Here is a 20395-nt window from a genome sequence, read left to right on the forward strand (position 1 = left end):
TAATAACATCTTAAAAAAGCACGATTTTCGAACCGTGCTTTTTTTTATGTTTTTAAGTTTAATCTGTAAAATTTACATTAAAAGCAGTAGCTTTGCACCGTAATTTATAATGTTATACATGAGCACAGCACATAAAAACTTACACAGTAAGTTAACTGTAGGAGGTTTGTTAATTTCACTTGGAATTATTTACGGAGATATTGGTACTTCACCACTTTACGTAATGAAAGCCATATTAGGAGATCACATTATAGATGCAAATATTGTTTTAGGAGGTGTTTCTTGTGTGTTTTGGACCTTAACTTTACAGACCACTGTTAAATATGTTTTGATCACGCTAGGCGCTGATAATCATGGTGAAGGTGGGATTTTTGCCTTGTACGCTTTGGTAAAAAAAATGAAAATAAAATGGCTCATTGTCCCCGCAATTATTGGGGGTAGTGCATTGTTAGCCGACGGAATTATAACACCGCCCATCTCTGTATCTTCAGCGATTGAAGGAATTAAAACATATTACCCACAATTAAACACAGTTCCGATTGTTATTGCAATTTTGATTGTATTATTCAGCATTCAACAATTTGGTTCAAAACTTGTCGGAAAGTTTTTTGCTCCAATGATGTTAGTATGGTTTAGCATGCTTGGTACATTAGGTGTACTTCAATTGATTAAACATCCGGAGGTTTTTAAAGCAATAAATCCATACTACGGTTATAAATTACTCTCTATTCATCCCGATGGTTTTTTTGTATTAGGCTTTGTATTTTTATGTACTACAGGAGCAGAAGCATTGTATTCGGACATGGGGCACTGTGGTCGAAAAAATATACGTATCAGTTGGATTTTTGTAAAGTCGGCTTTAGTATTAAACTATTTTGGTCAAGCTGCTTATCTAATTCACCACGAAGGCAAAACATTGAAGGATTTAGGAGGAAATGGAAATCCGTTTTATTTGATCATGGCAGATTGGTTTCAACCATTCGGAATCGTAATTGCGACTTTAGCAGCAGTAATTGCCTCACAAGCTTTAATTAGTGGCTCGTTTACGTTAATAAACGAAGCCATGCGCTTGAATTTCTGGCCAAAAGTTCGCATTAAATATCCTACTGAACTCAAAGGACAATTGTATATTCCTTCCATCAACTGGTTGTTGCTTATTGGTTGTATCGGAATTGTATTGCATTTTGAAGAATCAGGAAACATGGAGCACGCCTACGGTTTAGCGATCGTGCTATGTATGATTATGACCACGATTTTACTTAATTTTTATTTAATCATGAAAAGAGTAAAATGGTATTTAATAGTTCCTTTAATTACAATTTATCTCGCAATTGAATTGAGCTTTTTATATGCAAATATTACCAAATTTAGCGAAGGTGGTTATGTTACCTTGATCATTGCGGCCATTTTAATATCAATAATGACCATCTGGTTTTTAGCTAAGAATATCAATAAAACATATACCAAAATCATTAAGATAGAGGATTACAAACAAGTAATCATTGAGTTGAGCGCTGATTTATCCATTCCTAAGTACGCTACGCATTTGGTTTATTTAACCAACGCCAATCGTGTTGATGAATTGGAAGAAAAAGTGATATATTCCATTTTACAAAAACGTCCAAAAAGAGCTGATATTTATTGGTTCGTGCACGTAAATATTTTATCAGAGCCTTACAAAAAACAATATAAGGTTACCGAAATTGCTAAGGATGATATTTACAGAGTCGACTTTAATTTAGGTTTTAGAGAACCAACTAAAATCAATTTGATGTTTAGAGAGGTAATTAAGGACATGGTTAAAAATGGAGAAGTTGACATTCGCAGTCGTTACGAATCATTAAATAAAAATAATATTATTGGTGATTTCAAATTTGTTCTTTCTGAGAAATTCTTATCAAATGACAACGAGTTAAAATGGCACGAAAAGATGATTATGAACTCCTACTTCTTCCTTAAAAAAATAAGTTTATCCGAAGAAAGTGCTTTTGGTTTAGACAGTAGTTCGGTAAAGGTGGAGAAATTTCCAATGGTGCTTCACAGACCAGAAAATATTGATCTAACTCGAATTAAAAACAATTAAAACAGTACCAACGCTCTTGAAAAAAGAGCGTTTTTTTTTACATAATTAAAAGGTGGCTTTACATTGAAATTTAAAATTTAAGTTTCACTCAATAAATAGTACCTTTGCACCTCAATTTATTAAAATGAGATTACACAGAAATTTAGTTTATACTACCATTGACGCTTTAAATGCCATTTTCAACGAAAAAGAATATGCCGATAAAGTGGTAGCCCGATCATTAAAGAAAGACAAACGTTGGGGAAGTTCTGACCGAAAATTTGTTGCCGAAACCATTTACGAAGTAGTTCGTTGGAAACGTTTATATGCAGAAATTGCTGAAGTAAAAGAACCATTTGATCGAGATAATCTTTGGAGAATGTTTGCTGTTTGGGCAGTTTTAAGAGGATATCCTATTCCGGATTGGAAACAATTGGAAGGGACACCCGTTAGAAAAATAAAAGGCCGTTTTGATGAATTATCAAAAATTAGAGCTTTAAAAGAATCTATTCCAGATTGGATGGATGAATTGGGTGTAAAAGAGTTGGGTGAAAAAATTTGGGCTACTGAAATTGCAGCTCAAAATCAACCTGCAAAAGTTATTCTTCGTGTTAATACATTGAAGACGACCAAAGAAAAACTACATGCCATTTTAATGGATTTGAATATTGAAACTGAGTTTTTACAAAATCAACCTGACGCATTGGTTCTAAAAGAAAGAGCGAATGTGTTTTTGACGGATGCTTTTAAGCAAGGATTCTTTGAAGTTCAAGATGCAAATTCGCAATTAGTAGCCGCATTTCTAGATGTAAAACCTGGTATGCGTGTAGTAGACACATGCGCAGGTGCTGGAGGAAAAACATTGCATATTGCTTCTTTAATGGAAAATAAAGGACAATTAATTGCAATGGATTTGTATGAAAGCAAATTGAAACAATTGAAAATCAGAGCTAAAAGAAACGGCGCTTTTAATATCGAATACCGCATTATTGATACTACAAAAATCATCAAAAAACTGCATGAAAAAGCAGATCGTGTCTTAATTGATGCGCCTTGTAGTGGTTTGGGAGTTTTAAAAAGAAACCCAGATGCAAAGTGGAAACTACAACCTGAATTTATTGATAATATTCGTAAAGTACAATCGGAAGTTTTAGAGAGTTATTCTAAAATTGTAAAACCAGGTGGAAAATTAGTTTATGCTACTTGCTCGATCTTACCTTCAGAAAATCAAGAACAAATTCAGAAGTTTTTAAAGACTGAAATCGGAAAAGAATTTGATTTTGTAAAAGATCAAAAAATTCTAGCGTCAGAATCTGGTTTTGATGGCTTTTATATGGCTTTACTAGAGCGCAAAGACAAAGCAGAATAAATTTTAGCATAAAAAACATCTAAAAAGAGCCACTTTAAATTGATAAAGTGGCCCTTTTTTTTATCCCAACCAACCATCTCTGTCCAAACTTCTATATTGGATGGCTTCTGCTATATGCGACGAAATAATATCGGCTGAGGCTTCTAAGTCAGCTATCGTTCTCGACACTTTCAAAATTCGATCGTACGCTCTTGCAGATAAGTTCAATCTTTCCATTGCAGTCTTTAATAAATTTTTGGATTTTTCATCCAATACACAAAATTCTCGAATTTGCCGTGAACTCATTTGTGCATTGTAATGAATAGAATCGGAAATTTCAAAGCGTTTCGTTTGAACATCTCTTGCCTTAATAACTCGATTTCGAATATCAACACTACTTTCCCCTTTTTGCTCCTCGGTTAATTTTTCAAAAGGAACTGGCGTAACTTCTATATGAATATCAATCCGGTCTAATAATGGTCCTGAAATTTTACTTAAATACCGTTGCATTTCGTGTGGCGATGAAGTTTGTGGTGCGCCTGGATCATTAAAAAAGCCACTCGGACTCGGATTCATACTCGCTACCAACATAAAAGAAGAAGGATAAGTAACTGTAAACTTAGCTCTCGAAATAGTGACTTCCCTATCTTCTAAAGGTTGCCGCATCACTTCTAAAACATCTCTTTTAAATTCGGGTAATTCGTCCAAAAATAAAACACCATTGTGCGCCATAGATATTTCTCCTGGTTGTGGATAACTGCCTCCTCCGACTAAAGCTACACTTGAAGCTGTATGATGTGGCGAGCGGAAAGGCCGCTGGTTCATCAATCCGACTTCTTTTAACTTTCCAGCAACACTGTGAATTTTAGTCGTTTCTAAGGCTTCTCGCAACGTCATCGGTGGTAAAATACTGGGTAATCGTTTCGCTAACATTGTTTTTCCCGCGCCTGGCGGCCCAATTAAAATTATATTATGTCCGCCAGCAGCTGCGATTTCCATACATCGCTTAATAGATTCTTGCCCACGAACATCGCTAAAATCAAATTCGGGAAAATCTAATGTTTTATAAAATTCAGCGCGAGTATCGACAATGGTTGGTTTTAAATCTCCTTTACCTTCAAAAAAATCTATCACTTGCTGCACGTTTTCAACACCGTAAACATCCAAATCTGAAACTATCGCTGCTTCTGCTGCATTTTGAATGGGTAGAAAAAAGCCTTTAAATCCTTCTTCTTTCGCTTTAATAGAAATTGGCAACGCACCTTTTATGGGTTGTAAACTTCCATCTAATGAAAGTTCTCCCATAATGATATACTTATCGGTTTCAGTGCTTTTAATTTGACCTGATGCCACTAGAATTCCTATGGCAAAAGTCAAATCGTAGGCTGAACCTTCTTTTCGCAAATCGGCAGGAGCCATATTTATGGTTATTTTTTTGCCGGGCATCGAATAGCCATTATTTTTTAATGCCGCTGCAATGCGGTAACTACTTTCTTTAATTGCGTTGTCAGGTAATCCGACCAAGTGATAGCCAATTCCCTTATCCATATTTACTTCAATGGTAATTGTAGTCGCCTCCACTCCAAAGACAGCACTTCCGTAAACTTTTACTAACATAATTTCTAAATGTAAATTTTGTCAAATCTAATAAAAATTTTAATACAATTTATCTTATACATTATCAATGGTAATTTTGTAATTAAACTTTAAAATTTATAAACACATCCAATTCCCTTTTAAATAATTTTAAAGTCTAAAATAAGAGAACAATGGATTTAAAATCTGGATTGCCTTTTTGGCTGATAAAAAATGGACTTTCTAAGGACTATAATACTTTAGACAGCGATATTGAAACGGAAGTTTTAATTATAGGTTCTGGAATTACAGGTGCATTGGTAGCACATTTTCTATGTGAAGGAGGAGTTAACTGTGTCGTAGTCGACAGACGAATGGCTTCTACAGGAAGTACGACTGCTAGCACTGCCCAATTGCAATATGAAATTGATACCTTTCTTTTTGATTTAATCGAAAAAGTTGGTGAAGAAAATGCAGTTAAAGCCTACCAGAAATGCTTAGAATCTATTTATACTTTAGAGAAAATAATCAAAAAATTAAAAATAGATGGCAATTTTGAATGGCGATCGAGTTTGTATTTAGCTTCTGATGCTAAAGGCTTTAAAGATTTAGAGCAAGAATATGAGACTCGAAAAAAATTCAAGCTGCCAGTCACTTTATTGAATCAAAAAGAATTAAAAGATAAATTTAATATTGACAAAAAAGGGGCGTTATATAATGATTGCTCGGCACAAATTGACACGTTCAAATTGTGTACAGAATTACTAAATTATCACAAAAAAAACTCTGGCCTAGTGGTATACAGTCATACTGACGTAGTAAAAGTCGAAAACAAAAAAGAACATATAATTGCCATTACTGAAAAAGGATATAAAATTACAGCCAAAAAAATTGTCGCTGCACCTGGATTTGAATCTGAATCATTATTGAAAGAGAAAGTGATGCAATTAAATTCTACTTACGTATTTGTAAGTAAGCCATTAAAAGAAGAAGATTTTTGGAATGAGAAATGTTTGATTTGGGAAACTGCACGTCCTTATATATATGTACGGACCACCAAAGACAATCGAATTATGGTTGGCGGATTTGACGAAGATTTCCAAAATCCGAAGAAACGTGATGCCTTAATGGAGCAAAAGAATAAAGCAATTTTAAAAAGATTTAAAAAACTTTTTCCAGATAGTAAAATTGAAGTCGATTTTTATTGGTGCGGCACTTTTGGAGAGACAAAAGATGGCCTTCCTTTTATTGGCGAACATAAAGAACATCCTAATATGTATTTTGCATTAGGTTACGGTGGAAACGGTATCACTTTCAGCGTAATAGCGGCTGAAATGATCAAAGATTTATACTTAGGCAAACCGACAGATTCTGATTTATTTGCTTTTGATCGCTAAAATAGTTGTATGGAAATTCAGCTCAAATAAAGTGATAAATTTCCATACAATAAATTATAAAATTATTGCTTTTAAATAGCATTTTAAGGTCTCAAAAGAGCTCTACAATTGGCTTTTCTTTAATTTTTTGTATCTTTACAGTCATCTAAATGATTTTTAGTTCAAAAGTGAATGTTATTTTTATACTTCATTTTATCTAATTTGTGGTTTCGAATTCTAGAAATCCGCCTAAAAATCAGTAAAAATTTGCAGCTTAACACTGCATCTTTTTTTTGCCTTTTGGAAGAATTCCATAAACAGGCTTATAATAATCAAATAGAGAAAAGATTTTAAGAGAGAACGTATTGTTTTGCAATCTTCAAATAAGTTGCTTTAAAACAGCATTTTACCTGTTTTTTTTTTAAGGATCAGATCAAAAGCAACATTACTTTAAAAAAACAAGATATCTTTAAAGGCTTGTATTTAAATGAATTATATTCGAAATGCAAAAAATTAAACTTGTTATCTTGAAATTTATTTTATAATCAATTTACAATAAAAAAGGAGCAAAATATGGAATTTAAAATAATCAACCACGTTACTGGAGAAGATAAAACATATAAAAATGAGACCATTGCTCGTTTTCTATTTACACATCTCGAGCAATATGGGGATAAGGTCGAAGATATTTTAAAGTGCATTGATTATGTAATGAACCCAAACAAAGGCGGAACTATTGTAGTGGGTTTAGAGCATGATGTGATTGTAGGAGTAGTGATCCTAAATAACACAGGAATGAAAGATTTTATTCCCGAAAATATTTTGGTTTACGTTGCAGTTGATAGTTCGCAACGAGGTAAAGGTTTTGGTAAAAAATTAATGCAAAAAGCGATTAGTATTGCTGAAGGAAATATTGCTTTGCATGTCGAACCAGATAATCCAGCGCTACAGTTATATGAAAAACTCGGCTTTACCAATAAATATTTGGAAATGCGTTTAATCAAATAACCAAAAAAATGGGAACTTTTTTACCCGATTTTATCGAGTTGCAAGAACTTCGCAAAGAATTGCATCAATTTCCCGAACTTTCGGGAAAAGAATTCAATACTGCGGAAAGAATTGTATCGTTTTTACAAAAATATCCACCCGACGAATTAGTAACAACAGTTGGTAAAACTGGAATTTTAGCTACTTATTCTGGAGAAGTATTGGGGCAAACGGTTTTATTTCGCTGTGAGTTAGATGCTCTTCCCATAAATGAAATCAACATTTTTAACTATCGTTCCGAAACTGAAGGAATTTCTCATAAATGTGGGCACGATGGACATATGGCTATTTTATGTGGTTTAGCCAAGCAATTGTACTTGAATAAGCCGAAAAAAGGAAAAGTGGTTTTGCTTTTTCAACCTGCAGAAGAAGATGGATCTGGTGCTAAAAAAGTAGCCAACGATATTCGTTTTCAGCAAGTAAAACCCGATTATGCATTCGCTTTACATAATTTACCAGGTTATTCTAAAAGTCAGATTGTAATTAAAGAAGGTACTTTTACCTGTGCTGTCAATAGTATTATTATCAAACTGAAAGGAATTACTTCGCATGCAGGTGAACCAGAAAAAGGTATCAATCCTGCTTTAGCTATGGCTGAAATAACCACCGAATTTCTACAATTGACTCAACCTCTAATGGCTCAAGACAATTTTTGTATTGTTACTCCCATTTACACTGCAATGGGCAAAAAAGCCTATGGAGTTTCCGCTGGCGAAGGGGAAATTCATTTTACCGTTCGAAGCAACAGCAATAAGCAAATGAGAATTATAGAAGCTAAATTCGAAAACTTTGTCGCAGAAAAAGCAGCAAAATACCATTTAGCACATACCATAAAATGGACACAAAGTTTTCAAGCCAATGAAAACAGCAAAGACGCTGTTGCATTAATTGAAAATGCCGCACTAATAAGCGACTATTCTATTCTAAAAAAAAAACATCCTTTTACTTGGGGCGAAGATTTCGGCTTGTTCACTCAATTGTATTCTGGCGCAATGTTCGGATTGGGTTCAGGCGAAGATACTCCTGCCCTACACAATCCTGATTATGATTTTCCAGATGAAATTATAACAACTGGAGTAACTATGTTTCATGAAATAAGCAAAAAAATTACCAATGCACAATAATTCTATTATAGAACTAAATAGTATAGCGTATCAAAATAACATTGATTTTCTAAAAAAAACATTCGGAAAAAAAGTGATTCTTTCTGCTGTTATTAAAGGAAATGCATACGGACACGATATTGCTCATTTCTGTACGATGGCTTATGCCGCTGGCATTACTCATTTCTCTGTATTCGATGTTGATGAAGCTAAAATTGCACATGCTGTTTTAGGCGACAAAGCTACTATTATGATTATGGGATTTGTTGGCGATACCGATATGGAATGGGTTGTTGCAAATCATATTGAATTTTTTGTATTTGATAAGCACCGCTTAACTGCCGCTTGTAAAGCGGCAAAAAAATTAAAAAGCAAAGCCAACGTTCATATCGAATTAGAAACCGGAATGAACCGAACCGGCTTTGAGCGCAAAGAATTGAAAGAAGTTATATCTTTTTTAAGAGAAGAACAAGATTTTGTTACGTTTAAAGGTTTGTGTACGCACTTTGCTGGCGCCGAAAGTATCGCCAATTATTACAGAGTGGATAAGCAACTGAAACGTTTTAACGAGTTGTACGATTACATAGTATCGCAAGGCTTACAACCAGAGATTAAACATTCTGCCTGTTCTGCCGCTTCGATGATGTTTCCCGAAACACGAATGGATTTGGTTCGAATTGGAATTATGCAATACGGATTGTGGCCAAGCCCAGAAGTTTTAGTTCATTATTTAAATAGTAAAAAAAGCAAAATTGATCCACTGCAGCGCGTAATTACGTGGAAAAGTAAAGTAATGAGCCTGAAAAAAGTGGCAGTAGGTGAATTTATTGGATACGGAACGAGCTTTTTGGCCGAGAGAAAGATGAAGATTGCGGTCATTCCTATTGGATATTCTCATGGTTACAGTCGAGCGTTGAGCAATCAAGGTCGTGTCTTGATACAAGGTCAACGTTGCCTTGTGGTCGGTTCTGTAAATATGAATATGGTCACTGTCGACGTAACTGATATCGAAAAAATTAAAAAAGGAGACGAAGCGGTACTTATTGGTACTCAAAATGACGTTTCGGTTTCGGTTGCTTCCTTCAGCGACTTGAGCAATCTGTTGAATTATGAATTACTAACCCGAATTTCAAAAACAATTCCACGAAAAATAATTTAAAATGGCTTTTATACAATTATATAGAGAAAAATTAAAAGAGAATTATACGTTTCTCAACACTATTTTTACGTCAAGAAATATTGAATGGGGAATTGTATCTAAACTTTTGTGTGGAAATAAAATTTATCTTAAAGAAATTATTGCTTTAGGAACACATGAGATTCTAGATTCTAGAGTGAGTAATTTACGTAAAATCAAGTCGATTGATCCTAATATTCAAACAGTTTACATTAAACCTCCCGCAAAACGAAGCATAGAAAGCATCGTAAAATATGCCGATGTAAGTTTTAATACTGAAATCTACACGATTCAGATGCTTTCTAACGAAGCAAAAAAACAAAATAAAACCCATAAAGTAATCATTATGATTGAAATGGGAGATTTGCGTGAAGGCGTAATGGGCGAAGAATTAGTAGACTTTTATGGCCAAATTCTCCAAATGCCAAACATTGAAATTACAGGTATTGGAACCAACCTAAATTGTTTGAGCGGTGTCATGCCAACGCAAGATAAATTAATTCAGTTGAGTTTATATAAACAATTAATTGAAGCCAAATTTAATATTACAATTCCGTGGGTTTCAGGAGGAACTTCAGTAGCTATTCCTTTAATTTTAAAAAATGCCAGACCCATGGCGATCAATCACTTTAGAGTCGGCGAAGCTTTATTTTTTGGAAAAGATTTATTTACGGGAGAAACGATCCAAGGAATGCACGATGATGTTTTTAAGTTATTTACTGAAATTATCGAAATCACCGAAAAACCAGATACACCGACAGGAGAACTAGGAGAGAATGTGGCAGGTAACACCTTCAGCATGAATGATACTGAAGATTTTGGCGGTACTTCATTGCGCGCTATTATTGATATTGGTTTGTTGGATATGCAACCTCAATATTTAGACGCAGATGATCCCGATATTACTATAATTGATGCGAGTTCTGATATGTTGGTTATTGATATTTCTAACTCTAAAAAGAACTATAAAATAGGGGATTTAATTTCCTTTAAAATAAAATACATGGGTGCTTTATATCTTTTGAATTCCGATTATATCGAGAAAACGATCGCATAATAGTGTTGCAAATAGAAAAAGAGAAGTTAAACAAGTCAGGTTTTGCTTCTCTTTTGTTTTTAAATCGAGAAAAAATAAAGAATAAATAATTTTTATTCTAATAATAGGTCCTATTTAAAAACTATTCGTAAATAGTATAGTAAAATCTTATATTTTTATACAAAATAACCAAATCGTATGAAAAAAAATCTCTTTACTATTTTACTGCTAGTACTTTGTGTTTTTACAAGTGGTGCGCAGGAATATTTTCCGAACAATGAAAGTATTCACAATAAAAACAGCAACTATACTGCATTTACGAATGCAAAAATACTTGTTACCCCAACTCAAATTTTAGAAAAAGCAACTTTACTGATCCAAAACGGAAAAGTCATTGCCGTTGGCACTTCGGTTACTTTACCTAAAAACATCACACCCATAAACTTAGAGGGCAAAACAATTTATCCCTCGTTTATTGATATGTATACTGATTTTGGTGTAGAAAAAGCACAAATAGTACAAAAGTCACGCGGAAGGCAAGTGTACGACAGCAAACGAGAAGGTTATTATTGGAACGAACATATTCGTTCGGAAGTAGATGCAATCCAAGGCTTTGATTATGATAAAAGCAAGGCAGAAGAATTTTTAAAAGCAGGCTTTGGTATTGTAGGAACACACAACGATGACGGTATTGCACAAGGTTCAGGAGCTCTAATTGCATTAAATACTTACAGCAGTGACAGTCGTGTACTCTCTAATAAAATTACTAACCATTTTAGTTTCAAGAAAAGCGTTACCTCAAAACAAGCGTACCCAACCTCACAAATGGGCACCATGGCACTTTTGAGACAAATGTACTTAGACTTAGATTGGTACAAAAAATCGAGTGTCAGAAACAAAGATTTATCGTTAGAAGCGCTGCTTCAAAATGAGAAATTAGTGCAAATTTTTGATACTGGAGACAAGTTAAACAGTTTACGCGCTTCAAAAATAGGGAACGAGTTTAACATAAATTATATTTTAAAAGGTTCGGGGAATGAATTTGAACGTTTGGATGAAATCAAAAAAACGAAAGCTAAATTTATAATTCCAATTAACTTTCCAGAAGCGTACGATGTTTCCAATCCGTATCAAGCCAGTAACTTAGATTATGCTGACTTAAAATTTTGGAACCAATCTCCAACCAATTTAAAAGTTCTTGCCGATAATGGAGTCGAGTTCGCATTAACTACTAATAAATTAAAAAAATTAGAAGATTTTAGAACGAACTTATTAAAAGCGGTTCATTATGGTTTTGATAAAACCAAAGCCTTAGAAGCATTGACTACTACTCCTGCCAGTTTACTGGGAAAAAGCAACGAAATTGGAACGTTAAAAGTGGGGAGTTCTGCCAATTTTTTAATTACTTCTGGCGATTATTTTGATAAAGAAACAATATTATACGAGAATTGGGTGCAAGGCAACAAACATACAATTCACTCGATGCAAGCCATCGACATTCGAGGCAATTATACTTTGACTGTCGGAAGTCAAATGTACACCTGGGTTGTAAAAGGAGAAATGAACAAGCCAACATCTGAAATTAAATTAGCGAACGACTCTACTACATTAGAATCAAAACTAAACGTAGCTGAAAATTGGATTTCACTAATCATAAATGCCAAAGATAGTATCGGTAACACTCATACTCGATTGAGCGCTTATCTGCAAGATCGTAATTCTATAGTTGGAAAAGCAATTTTATTAGATGGTACTGAAGCTACTTGGAAAGCAACAAAAATAGGTGAATTTACAAAAGATAAAAAAGAAGACAAAAAGGAAGAACTCCGAGAAATACTACCAATAAGCTATCCCAATATAGCTTTTGGAAATGCAGTACTTCCAACTGAGGAAACCATTTTATTTAAAAATGCAACGGTTTGGACGAACGAAAAAGAAGAAAATCTTTTGGAGACTGATGTTCTGATAAAAAACGGGAAAATTGCAGCCATTGGTAAAAATCTTCCTGATGGCGGAGCAGTAGTTGTTAATGCCAAAGGAAAACATTTAACGAGCGGAATAATCGACGAACATTCGCACGTAGCGATCTCCAATGGAGTTAATGAAAGTGGTCATAATTCGACGGCTGAAGTCACGATACAAGATGTCATCAACTCTGATGATGTAAATATTTACAGACAAGTTGCAGGCGGCGTGACTACATCGCAATTGTTGCATGGATCTGCGAACCCAATTGGTGGTCGCTCGGCTATTGTAAAATGGAAATGGGGAGTCGGTCCTACTGAAATGCTATATAAAGATCAACCTGGCTTTATAAAATTTGCGTTAGGCGAAAACGTAAAACAATCGAATTGGGGAGAAAATGATCCTTCGCGTTTTCCTCAAACAAGAATGGGCGTTGAACAAGTTTTTACAGATTACTTTCAGCGTGCTAAAGAATACGATGCCAATTGGAAAGACTTTAACTCTAATGGAAAAAAGAACAAAGCAAACGCACCAAGGGTAGACTTAGAGCTGCAAACATTAGCCGAAATTATAAACAAAGAGCGTTTTATAACCTGTCATTCGTATGTACAGTCTGAGATTTTGATGCTAATGAATGTCGCCAACCAATTTAATTTTACTGTAAATACGTTTACTCATATTTTGGAAGGATATAAAGTGGCAAATGAAATCAAAGCGCACGGAGCCGGTGCTTCTACTTTTTCAGATTGGTGGGCATACAAATTTGAAGTAAATGATGCGATTCCGTTTAACGGTCCGATAATGCACAAGCAAGGAATTGTAGTCGCTTATAATTCTGATGACGCGGAGATGTCTCGACGATTAAATCAAGAAGCAGCCAAAGCAGTTAAATATGGCGGTATTTCTGAAGTAGAAGCTTGGAAATTTATCACCTTAAATCCTGCTAAATTACTACATATTGACGATAAAGTAGGAAGTATTAAGGTAGGAAAAGATGCTGATGTAGTGCTTTGGTCAGACAATCCGTTGTCGATTTATGCTAAAGTGGAGAAAACAATAATTGAAGGTGTAGTTTATTATGACGCTGATGTCGAAGAAAGTAAACTTGCTGCGATTGCAAAAGATAGATTATTAATCATCAATCAAATGCTAGACGAAAAAAACAGTGGTAAGAAAACACAGGAACCAAAAAAGAAAGAAAAACTGGAGTACCACTGCGATACCTTAGAAATGTAAGCACCTATTCAACACCAATTCAAAAAAACTGTACACAGATGATACAAAAAATATATTTATGCTTCCTGTTTTTAGGAAGTTTAAGCTTGGTGGCACAACATGCACCCGCTAAAAAACAAAGCCAATCCATCTTAATTTTAAATGGTACCGCTCACATCGGGAACGGAAAAGTGATAAATAGCAGCGCGATAGGTTTTAAAGACGGTAAACTAGATTTGGTTACCGAATCGAATTCCGATCAGTTAGTTAAATCAAATTATGATCAAATCATAGATGCTTCCGGAAAACATGTTTATCCTGGTTTTATAGCTGCAAATTCGACTTTAGGATTAGTTGAAATCGATGCTGTAAAATCATCTGATGACGAAAGTGAACTGGGTGACTTTAATCCGAATGTAAAAAGTATTGTGGCTTACAATGCCGAATCTCGTGTTATTGAAACCGTAAGACCCAATGGCGTTCTTATGGCACAAATTACGCCTCGCGGAGGGCGATTTTCAGGATCATCATCAGTGGTACAATTGGATTCTTGGAATTGGCAGGATGCCATTATTAAGGAAAATGACGGTTTACATCTTAATTTCCCGTCCTCTTTCAAAAGATCTGGTTGGTGGGCAGAACCAGGAGAAGTCACTTTAAATAAAGAGTACGCGAAACAAGTAAGCGATATCAGTAATTTGTTGTCTAACTCCAAATCCTACTTCGCTGAAAATTCGAAAGTACGAAATTTAATTTTTGAGTCCATGCAGGGACTTTTTGACGGCTCAAAAACATTGTTTATTCATGCTGATGATGAACTTCAAATCGTAGATGGCATAAAAGTGGCACAAAAAAATGGAGTAAAAAAGATCGTCATTGTAGGTGGTTTTGAAGCTTATAAAGTCGCTAAATTATTAGAATCTAACGCAATTCCAGTTTTATTGAGAAGAGTGCACCAAATGCCCATCCATGATGACCAAGATGTTAATTTACCTTATAAAATGGCAAAGATACTAGTCAATATGGGAGTTTTGGTCGGTTTAGAAAACAGCGGTGATATGGAACGCATGAATACACGTAATCTTCCATTTCTGGCCGGTACTTGCGCCGCTTATGGTTTGGATAAAGAACAAGCACTAGCATTAATTACTTTAAATACAGCGAAAATATTAGGCATTGATGTATTCTGTGGTAGTTTAGAAACGGGAAAAGATGCCACTTTGTTTGTTTCTGATGGTGATGCCCTAGATATGCGTACAAATAAACTGACTCACGCTTTTATTCAAGGAAGAAAAATTAGTTTAGAAAATCATCAAACACAACTGAATAAAATTTACACAGAGAAATACGAACAGCAATAAAATAAATCCTATTTTTCAAAAAGATCTTCTCAAAATTCTAATTTTGAGAAGATCTTTTTGTGGTAGGAAATGCAAATCTGGGTTTGAAATGGATTTTACTAAAAAACAACGATTATCAAATTACAGATATATTATTTTGTCATAGTACTAATTTACAACCCGTAAAAATTTACGGGTCCAAAATAATAATTTAATAAAAATCACTTGATGTGCTCTATTTTTTTTAAGGTCAATTAGTCATTTATATACTTTTATAGTGAATCCTAACTATAAATTTATGCGTAAAACTGTCTTAAGCGTGATACTTCTCGCTCTTTTAATATTAACTTTTATCTCCAATCACATTTTTACCGAAAATTTAGTAACACCAAAAAAAGTAGTTTTTGACAACGGTGATACCGCTTGGATGATTATGGCTACCGCTTTAGTACTATTGATGACACCTGGACTTGGATTTTTTTACGGCGGAATGGTGGGTAAAAAAAATGTAATTAGCACCATGCTTCAAAGTTACATGGCAATGATAGTCGTGACCATTTTATGGGTTGTAATTGGCTTCGGACTTTCTTTTGGTCCTATACTTGGTGGTATTATTGGCAATCCATCTGCTTACTTCTTTTTTAATGGTATCGGTACAAACACGGCATGGAGCACTGCACCCACCATACCGATTATGCTATTTGCGTTGTTTCAAGCAAAATTTGCGATCATCACTCCTGCCCTTGTTACGGGCGCTTTTGCCGAACGCATTCGCTTTTGGGCTTACCTATTATTTATGGTTCTATTCATTCTCTTAATCTATACTCCGTTATGCCACATGACTTGGCATCCCGATGGTTTACTCTTAAAAATGGGAGTTCTAGATTTTGCTGGAGGAACCGTTGTACACATGATCGCAGGTTGGGCAGCTCTGGCTGGAGCAATGTTTTTAGGAAAAAGAAGGGGACAAAAATCCAATCCAGCGCGTATTACTTATGTAATGCTAGGCACTGCATTATTATGGTTTGGATGGTTTGGGTTCAACGCGGGCTCTGCGATGGGCGCCAACGAATTGGCCGTTCAAGCATTAGGCTCAACAACAGTTGCAGCCGCAGCCGCAGCGATGGCTTGGGTTTTTATGGATAAAATTTTAGGTCATAAACTTTCTGCTATGGGTGCTTGTATTGGTGCAGTTGTAGGCTTAGTTGCTATTACTCCTGCAGCTGGTTTTGTAAGTATGCCGCATGCTATTTTTATCGGATTGTTTAGCAGTTTAGTCAGTAACTTTGCAGTAAGTCGCTTTCCAAGAGGCAAAATAGACGATGCATTAGATGTTTTTGCTTGTCATGGGGTTGGCGGAATGATGGGAATGTTATTAACTGGTGTCTTTGCTTCAAAGGCGATAAATCCAGCAGTACTAGATCAAGGTTTAGTATTTGGCGAAACTACACTATTTGTACACCAACTAATGGGATTGCTTTTAGTTTCCGTATTTGCTTTTATGGGCTCGTACTTTTTATTTTTTATCGTAAATAAAATTACACCGCTGCGTGTTTCGGAAGAAAAAGAAGCACTAGGTTTAGATATTTCGTAACATGGTGAATTTTTATAATATAACTGTTTCAAAAAAAAACCTCTAAGACCAAAGTCTCAGAGGTTTCTTGAATAAATAATCAACCCAATCATTTACTTAAATTTTGCTATTCCTGCTTGCAACCAATTGTAGTATTCTTCTATTCCTACGTAACTAATAGTTGGTTTTTCAGTGTTTAAACTATTTCCTTCCAAATCAGTTAAGATATACAATGGTTGTGTATTAGTTTTGTATTTTGAGATCATAAAGTCCGTCCATTTATCTCCAGTAGTTTCAATTAACTCGCCTGTTGAAGGAGAAATAAATTGTTCTTCTTTTGGCAAATCACGTTTGTCATCTACGTATAAAGAAATTAATACCAAATCATTCTTTAAAATAGGAAGTACCTTAATATCCGACCACACATTGTTTTCCATCTTCCGACAATTCACACAAGCATATCCTGTAAAGTCAAGCATAACAGGTTTGTTTACCGATTTTGCATATGCCATACCATTTTCATAATCTTCAAAAACCATTATTCCGTGCGGGCCAATTTTTGCTCCTTTTGGTAAAGCTTCATTTGTTACCACACCATTGGTTGCACTTTTTCCAACTCCATAGGGACTTTCGCTATATTCTAAAGAAGGTGGAAACGCACTAATTATTTTTAGAGGTGCTCCCCAAAGTCCAGGAATCATATAAATCGTAAACGTTAAAACGATCAATCCTAGAGATAATCTTCCCACAGAAATATGTGTCAATGGACTATCGTGCGGCAAAGTGATTTTTCCAAATAAATAAAAGGCTAATGTTCCGAAGATGGCGATCCAAATCGCAATAAATACTTCTCTCTCTAAGAAATGCAATTGTAAAACTAAGTCTGCATTCGATAAAAATTTGAATGCTAAAGCCAATTCTAAAAATCCTAAAACGACCTTTACTGTATTCAACCAACCACCCGATTTTGGTAATGAATTTAACCAACCTGGGAACATCGCAAACAACATAAAAGGCAACGCTAATGCTAGTGAAAATCCGAACATCCCGACTACTGGCGCTATTCCTCCGGTAGAAGCTGCTTCTACCAATAAAGTACCTACAATTGGACCAGTACAAGAAAAGGACACAATTGCCAAGGCCAAAGCCATGAACAAGATTCCGATAATTCCGCCACGGTCTGCTTGCTGATCTACCTTATTTGCCCATGAATTAGGAAGCATAATTTCAAAAGCTCCCAAAAACGAAGAGGCAAAAACAACTAATAATATAAAGAAAAATACATTAAAATATACATTTGTAGATAGTGCATTAAGCGCACCAGCACCAAAAACTGCGGTAACCAGCCAACCTAATAATACATAAATTACGATAATCGAAATTCCGTATAAAATTGCATTTCGTAAACCTGCTGCTCTATTTTTGCTTTGTTTGGTAAAGAAACTTACCGTCATTGGTATCATCGGAAACACACAAGGCGTAAGAAGTGCTGCAAACCCAGATAAAAAAGCGATAAAAAATATAGTCCATAAACTTCTTGTAGATTTTGGACTAGGAGCAGCTACATCGGCAGTTACCCCATCTGCATTATCTGCTGCCACAGCGCCTTCACTTACGAGTGAATCTTGCGGTTCAACACTAACATCAGTAACTATAGTATTTTCAACAACGGGAATTTCCGCAACAGCTTCTGCTCCTTTTACATCTGTCGAACTGGGTGTGGATGCAACCATTTTGAATGAGGCTGGAATAGCCAAATTGAACTTTTTGTTAGAGTTGATGCACACCTCTTTACAAACCTGATAATCAAATTCTACTTGAATGTTTTTTACATTTGGATTAGAAATCGTTATCAGCTGTTCTATTTTTGCTTTATTTTCAAAAAAGGTTTCGTTTACCTCAAAAATATCATTGTAGGCCGTACGTGTTTTACTTTCCTTTGCTTTTCCATTAACCAAATAATTATCCTTTTGATTCTTGAACGTAATTTCTAAAGGAAGTGGTCCGCCATCTGGTGTAAATTGAGAGTATACATGCCAATCTTTTTCAATTGTAGCTTCAAAAGTCAATAAAAAGCTATTTCCTGATTTATACTCAATTTTTGATGTCCATTTTACTGGTTCAACCATTTGACTATTTCCCTTCGCAAAAGCGAATAAAAAAAGAAATAAAAATACGCAATGCTGTAGTTTGAAATTTAAATTTCTAATAAAACCGTGTTGATTATTCATTCTTCTAAAGTAATTTTAAATATAGTGTTTGTTGTGTTTTGTATTGTAAATCGGTCGTCAGCACGTTTGCCAACAATCCATAATATGTTTTCTCCTGAACAAAGTAACCAAGCATTTTCTTTATCCACCAAAGAAAATTTTTCGTCCTTAAAAAATTTACTGATTTTTTTGCTCTTTCCGTCCATTCCCGTAGGATGAAAAAAATCGCCTTCTCTCCATCTTCTTAAAAACAACGGAAAATTCAGTTTGTCTTTGTCGACAAATATAGTTTTATTTGAAAGTTTAGTCACGTGACTTACCTCACAAAGCTCCAACTTTAAGGGAAAATTAACGTCTCGTTTCTCGTTATCAATTGTAAATATTTCGTCTGATTCTTCTTTGTATGGAGATAAAATTAAGTCTGCCCTATTTTTTATTAGGCGGTAATTGGGAGCTAAAATTTGTTTACCCGATTGACTTTCGACCAAATCATAAATGTCCTTCCAAGCCGTAAACCCATACTCCTTCAGCCATTGATACAAATACGATTGGTAATTCGGCAAACGTTTTAATTGGTGCAAATCAAAATGAATTTCATTACCCTTTTCGTTGGCCACTTGCTGGTATATCATAATCGATGCATCTTCGACCATTTCTTGGGCTTCCTGCAAGTAGGATTGCGTCTTTTGAAAAATAGCTAAAAATTGTGGATTAATTTCCTTCAAAATTGGAACCAATTCGTGTCTAATTTTATTTCGCACGTATTTAGACGAAGCATTACTGCTGTCTTCGCGCCATTTTATTCCACTTTTTTCGGCGAATTCTTTTATCTCTAAACGAGAATACGGCAATAAAGGACGAAGTAATTTTTCAGTTTGTTCAGGAATTCCCACCAAACCTTCTAAACCAGTTCCGCGAGATAAATTGATAATAAAAGTTTCTAAATTATCATCAGAATGATGTGCGGTTAAAATATAGTCATAACCTTCCATTTCTAACAATTCGTCGAACCAACTGTAACGCAATTCTCTTGCAGCAACTTGAGTCGAAAGTTTATAATCTGCAGCAAAAGCAGCGGTGTCAAATTGTGTACTAAAAAAAGGGCGCTGAATTTTAGAAGCAAATTCTTGAACAAAGTTTTGATCTTCAAAACTCTCTATGCCTCTCAATTGAAAATTGCAATGTGCAATGGCAAAATCATAGTCTAGTTCGTTAAATAAATGTGCCATCACCATACTGTCTAAACCGCCGCTAGTCGCTAAAATGAGTTTTTTTGATCCTAAAAAAGGGAAGGAATTAACAATATGTTTTTTAAATTTATGAAGCATTTTTTGATATCTTATTTGAATAATTCGTAAAAAGTGAATT

Annotated in this window: 13 protein-coding genes; 10 read left to right on the top strand and 3 right to left on the bottom strand. The window is 34.9% G+C overall.

All coding sequences use genetic code 11. The features are described 5' to 3' along the window. Positions 1-118 precede the first annotated feature (118 nt). The gene (locus AP058_RS06990) at positions 119-2083 is read left to right on the top strand and encodes a KUP/HAK/KT family potassium transporter (protein WP_066308426.1); all 1965 of its coding nucleotides are present in this window, start codon (positions 119-121) and stop codon (positions 2081-2083) included. Between the two features lie 124 nt (positions 2084-2207). Beyond that, a complete protein-coding gene (locus AP058_RS06995) occupies positions 2208-3431 on the top strand; it encodes an RsmB/NOP family class I SAM-dependent RNA methyltransferase (RefSeq protein WP_066308428.1) in 1224 nt (407 codons plus the stop codon). 60 nt (positions 3432-3491) lie between these two features. On the opposite strand, the gene AP058_RS07000 is transcribed toward AP058_RS06995, so the two are convergent. Further along, on the bottom strand, positions 3492-5027 hold the full coding sequence (locus tag AP058_RS07000; protein ID WP_066308430.1) for a YifB family Mg chelatase-like AAA ATPase: 1536 nt from the start codon (positions 5025-5027) through the stop codon (positions 3492-3494). 152 nt (positions 5028-5179) lie between these two features. On the opposite strand from AP058_RS07000, the gene AP058_RS07005 reads away from it, so the two are divergent. The 8 genes from AP058_RS07005 to AP058_RS07040 all read left to right on the top strand — a co-directional run bounded on the left by AP058_RS07005 (position 5180) and on the right by AP058_RS07040 (position 16838). Then, on the top strand, positions 5180-6382 hold the full coding sequence (locus AP058_RS07005; protein ID WP_066308436.1) for an FAD-binding oxidoreductase: 1203 nt from the start codon (positions 5180-5182) through the stop codon (positions 6380-6382). A gap of 552 nt (positions 6383-6934) precedes the next feature. Next, positions 6935-7369: a GNAT family N-acetyltransferase gene (locus AP058_RS07010; protein ID WP_066308438.1), complete on the top strand. Its 435-nt coding sequence runs from the start codon at positions 6935-6937 to the stop codon at positions 7367-7369. 8 nt (positions 7370-7377) lie between these two features. Then, positions 7378-8532, top strand: a complete 1155-nt coding sequence (locus tag AP058_RS07015) for an amidohydrolase (protein ID WP_066308441.1) — start codon at positions 7378-7380, stop codon at positions 8530-8532. Beyond that, positions 8522-9670: an alanine racemase gene (alr, locus tag AP058_RS07020; RefSeq protein WP_066308446.1), complete on the top strand. Its 1149-nt coding sequence runs from the start codon at positions 8522-8524 to the stop codon at positions 9668-9670. Before AP058_RS07015 ends, alr begins: the two co-directional genes overlap by 11 nt. 1 nt (position 9671) lies before the next feature. Next, on the top strand, positions 9672-10745 hold the full coding sequence (locus AP058_RS07025; protein ID WP_066308449.1) for an alanine/ornithine racemase family PLP-dependent enzyme: 1074 nt from the start codon (positions 9672-9674) through the stop codon (positions 10743-10745). Between the two features lie 177 nt (positions 10746-10922). Beyond that, positions 10923-13925: an amidohydrolase family protein gene (locus tag AP058_RS07030; protein ID WP_066308451.1), complete on the top strand. Its 3003-nt coding sequence runs from the start codon at positions 10923-10925 to the stop codon at positions 13923-13925. A gap of 38 nt (positions 13926-13963) precedes the next feature. After that, the gene (locus AP058_RS07035; protein ID WP_066308452.1) at positions 13964-15265 is read left to right on the top strand and encodes an amidohydrolase family protein; all 1302 of its coding nucleotides are present in this window, start codon (positions 13964-13966) and stop codon (positions 15263-15265) included. 277 nt (positions 15266-15542) lie between these two features. Then, positions 15543-16838, top strand: a complete 1296-nt coding sequence (locus AP058_RS07040; protein ID WP_066308459.1) for an ammonium transporter — start codon at positions 15543-15545, stop codon at positions 16836-16838. Between the two features lie 92 nt (positions 16839-16930). Here AP058_RS07040 and AP058_RS07045 read toward each other — a convergent pair whose 3' ends face one another. Both AP058_RS07045 and tilS read right to left on the bottom strand, forming a co-directional pair. Beyond that, entirely contained in the window at positions 16931-19048 is a 2118-nt protein-coding gene (locus tag AP058_RS07045) for a cytochrome c biogenesis protein CcdA (protein WP_066308461.1), read from the bottom strand. After that, a complete protein-coding gene (gene tilS, locus AP058_RS07050; protein WP_066308463.1) occupies positions 19045-20355 on the bottom strand; it encodes a tRNA lysidine(34) synthetase TilS in 1311 nt (436 codons plus the stop codon). The genes AP058_RS07045 and tilS overlap by 4 nt, the downstream gene beginning before the upstream one ends. Positions 20356-20395: the final 40 nt, after the last annotated feature.

It is taken from the genome of Flavobacterium sp. TAB 87, assembly GCF_001529295.1.
Classification (GTDB): Bacteria; Bacteroidota; Bacteroidia; order Flavobacteriales; family Flavobacteriaceae; genus Flavobacterium.

Bases quoted from the DNA above. Each gene is read 5' to 3' on its own strand.
- AP058_RS07030 (WP_066308451.1), top strand. From the start codon at position 10,923: ATGAAAAAAAATCTCTTTACTATTTTACTGCTAGTACTTTGTGTTTTT.
- AP058_RS07005 (WP_066308436.1), top strand. From the start codon at position 5,180: ATGGATTTAAAATCTGGATTGCCTTTTTGGCTGATAAAAAATGGACTT.
- AP058_RS06990 (WP_066308426.1), top strand. From the start codon at position 119: ATGAGCACAGCACATAAAAACTTACACAGTAAGTTAACTGTAGGAGGT.
- AP058_RS07010 (WP_066308438.1), top strand. From the start codon at position 6,935: ATGGAATTTAAAATAATCAACCACGTTACTGGAGAAGATAAAACATAT.
- AP058_RS07025 (WP_066308449.1), top strand. From the start codon at position 9,672: ATGGCTTTTATACAATTATATAGAGAAAAATTAAAAGAGAATTATACG.
- alr (WP_066308446.1), top strand. From the start codon at position 8,522: ATGCACAATAATTCTATTATAGAACTAAATAGTATAGCGTATCAAAAT.
- AP058_RS07000 (WP_066308430.1), bottom strand. From the start codon at position 5,027: ATGTTAGTAAAAGTTTACGGAAGTGCTGTCTTTGGAGTGGAGGCGACT.
- AP058_RS07035 (WP_066308452.1), top strand. From the start codon at position 13,964: ATGATACAAAAAATATATTTATGCTTCCTGTTTTTAGGAAGTTTAAGC.
- AP058_RS07045 (WP_066308461.1), bottom strand. From the start codon at position 19,048: ATGAATAATCAACACGGTTTTATTAGAAATTTAAATTTCAAACTACAG.
- AP058_RS06995 (WP_066308428.1), top strand. From the start codon at position 2,208: ATGAGATTACACAGAAATTTAGTTTATACTACCATTGACGCTTTAAAT.
- tilS (WP_066308463.1), bottom strand. From the start codon at position 20,355: ATGCTTCATAAATTTAAAAAACATATTGTTAATTCCTTCCCTTTTTTA.
- AP058_RS07015 (WP_066308441.1), top strand. From the start codon at position 7,378: ATGGGAACTTTTTTACCCGATTTTATCGAGTTGCAAGAACTTCGCAAA.
- AP058_RS07040 (WP_066308459.1), top strand. From the start codon at position 15,543: ATGCGTAAAACTGTCTTAAGCGTGATACTTCTCGCTCTTTTAATATTA.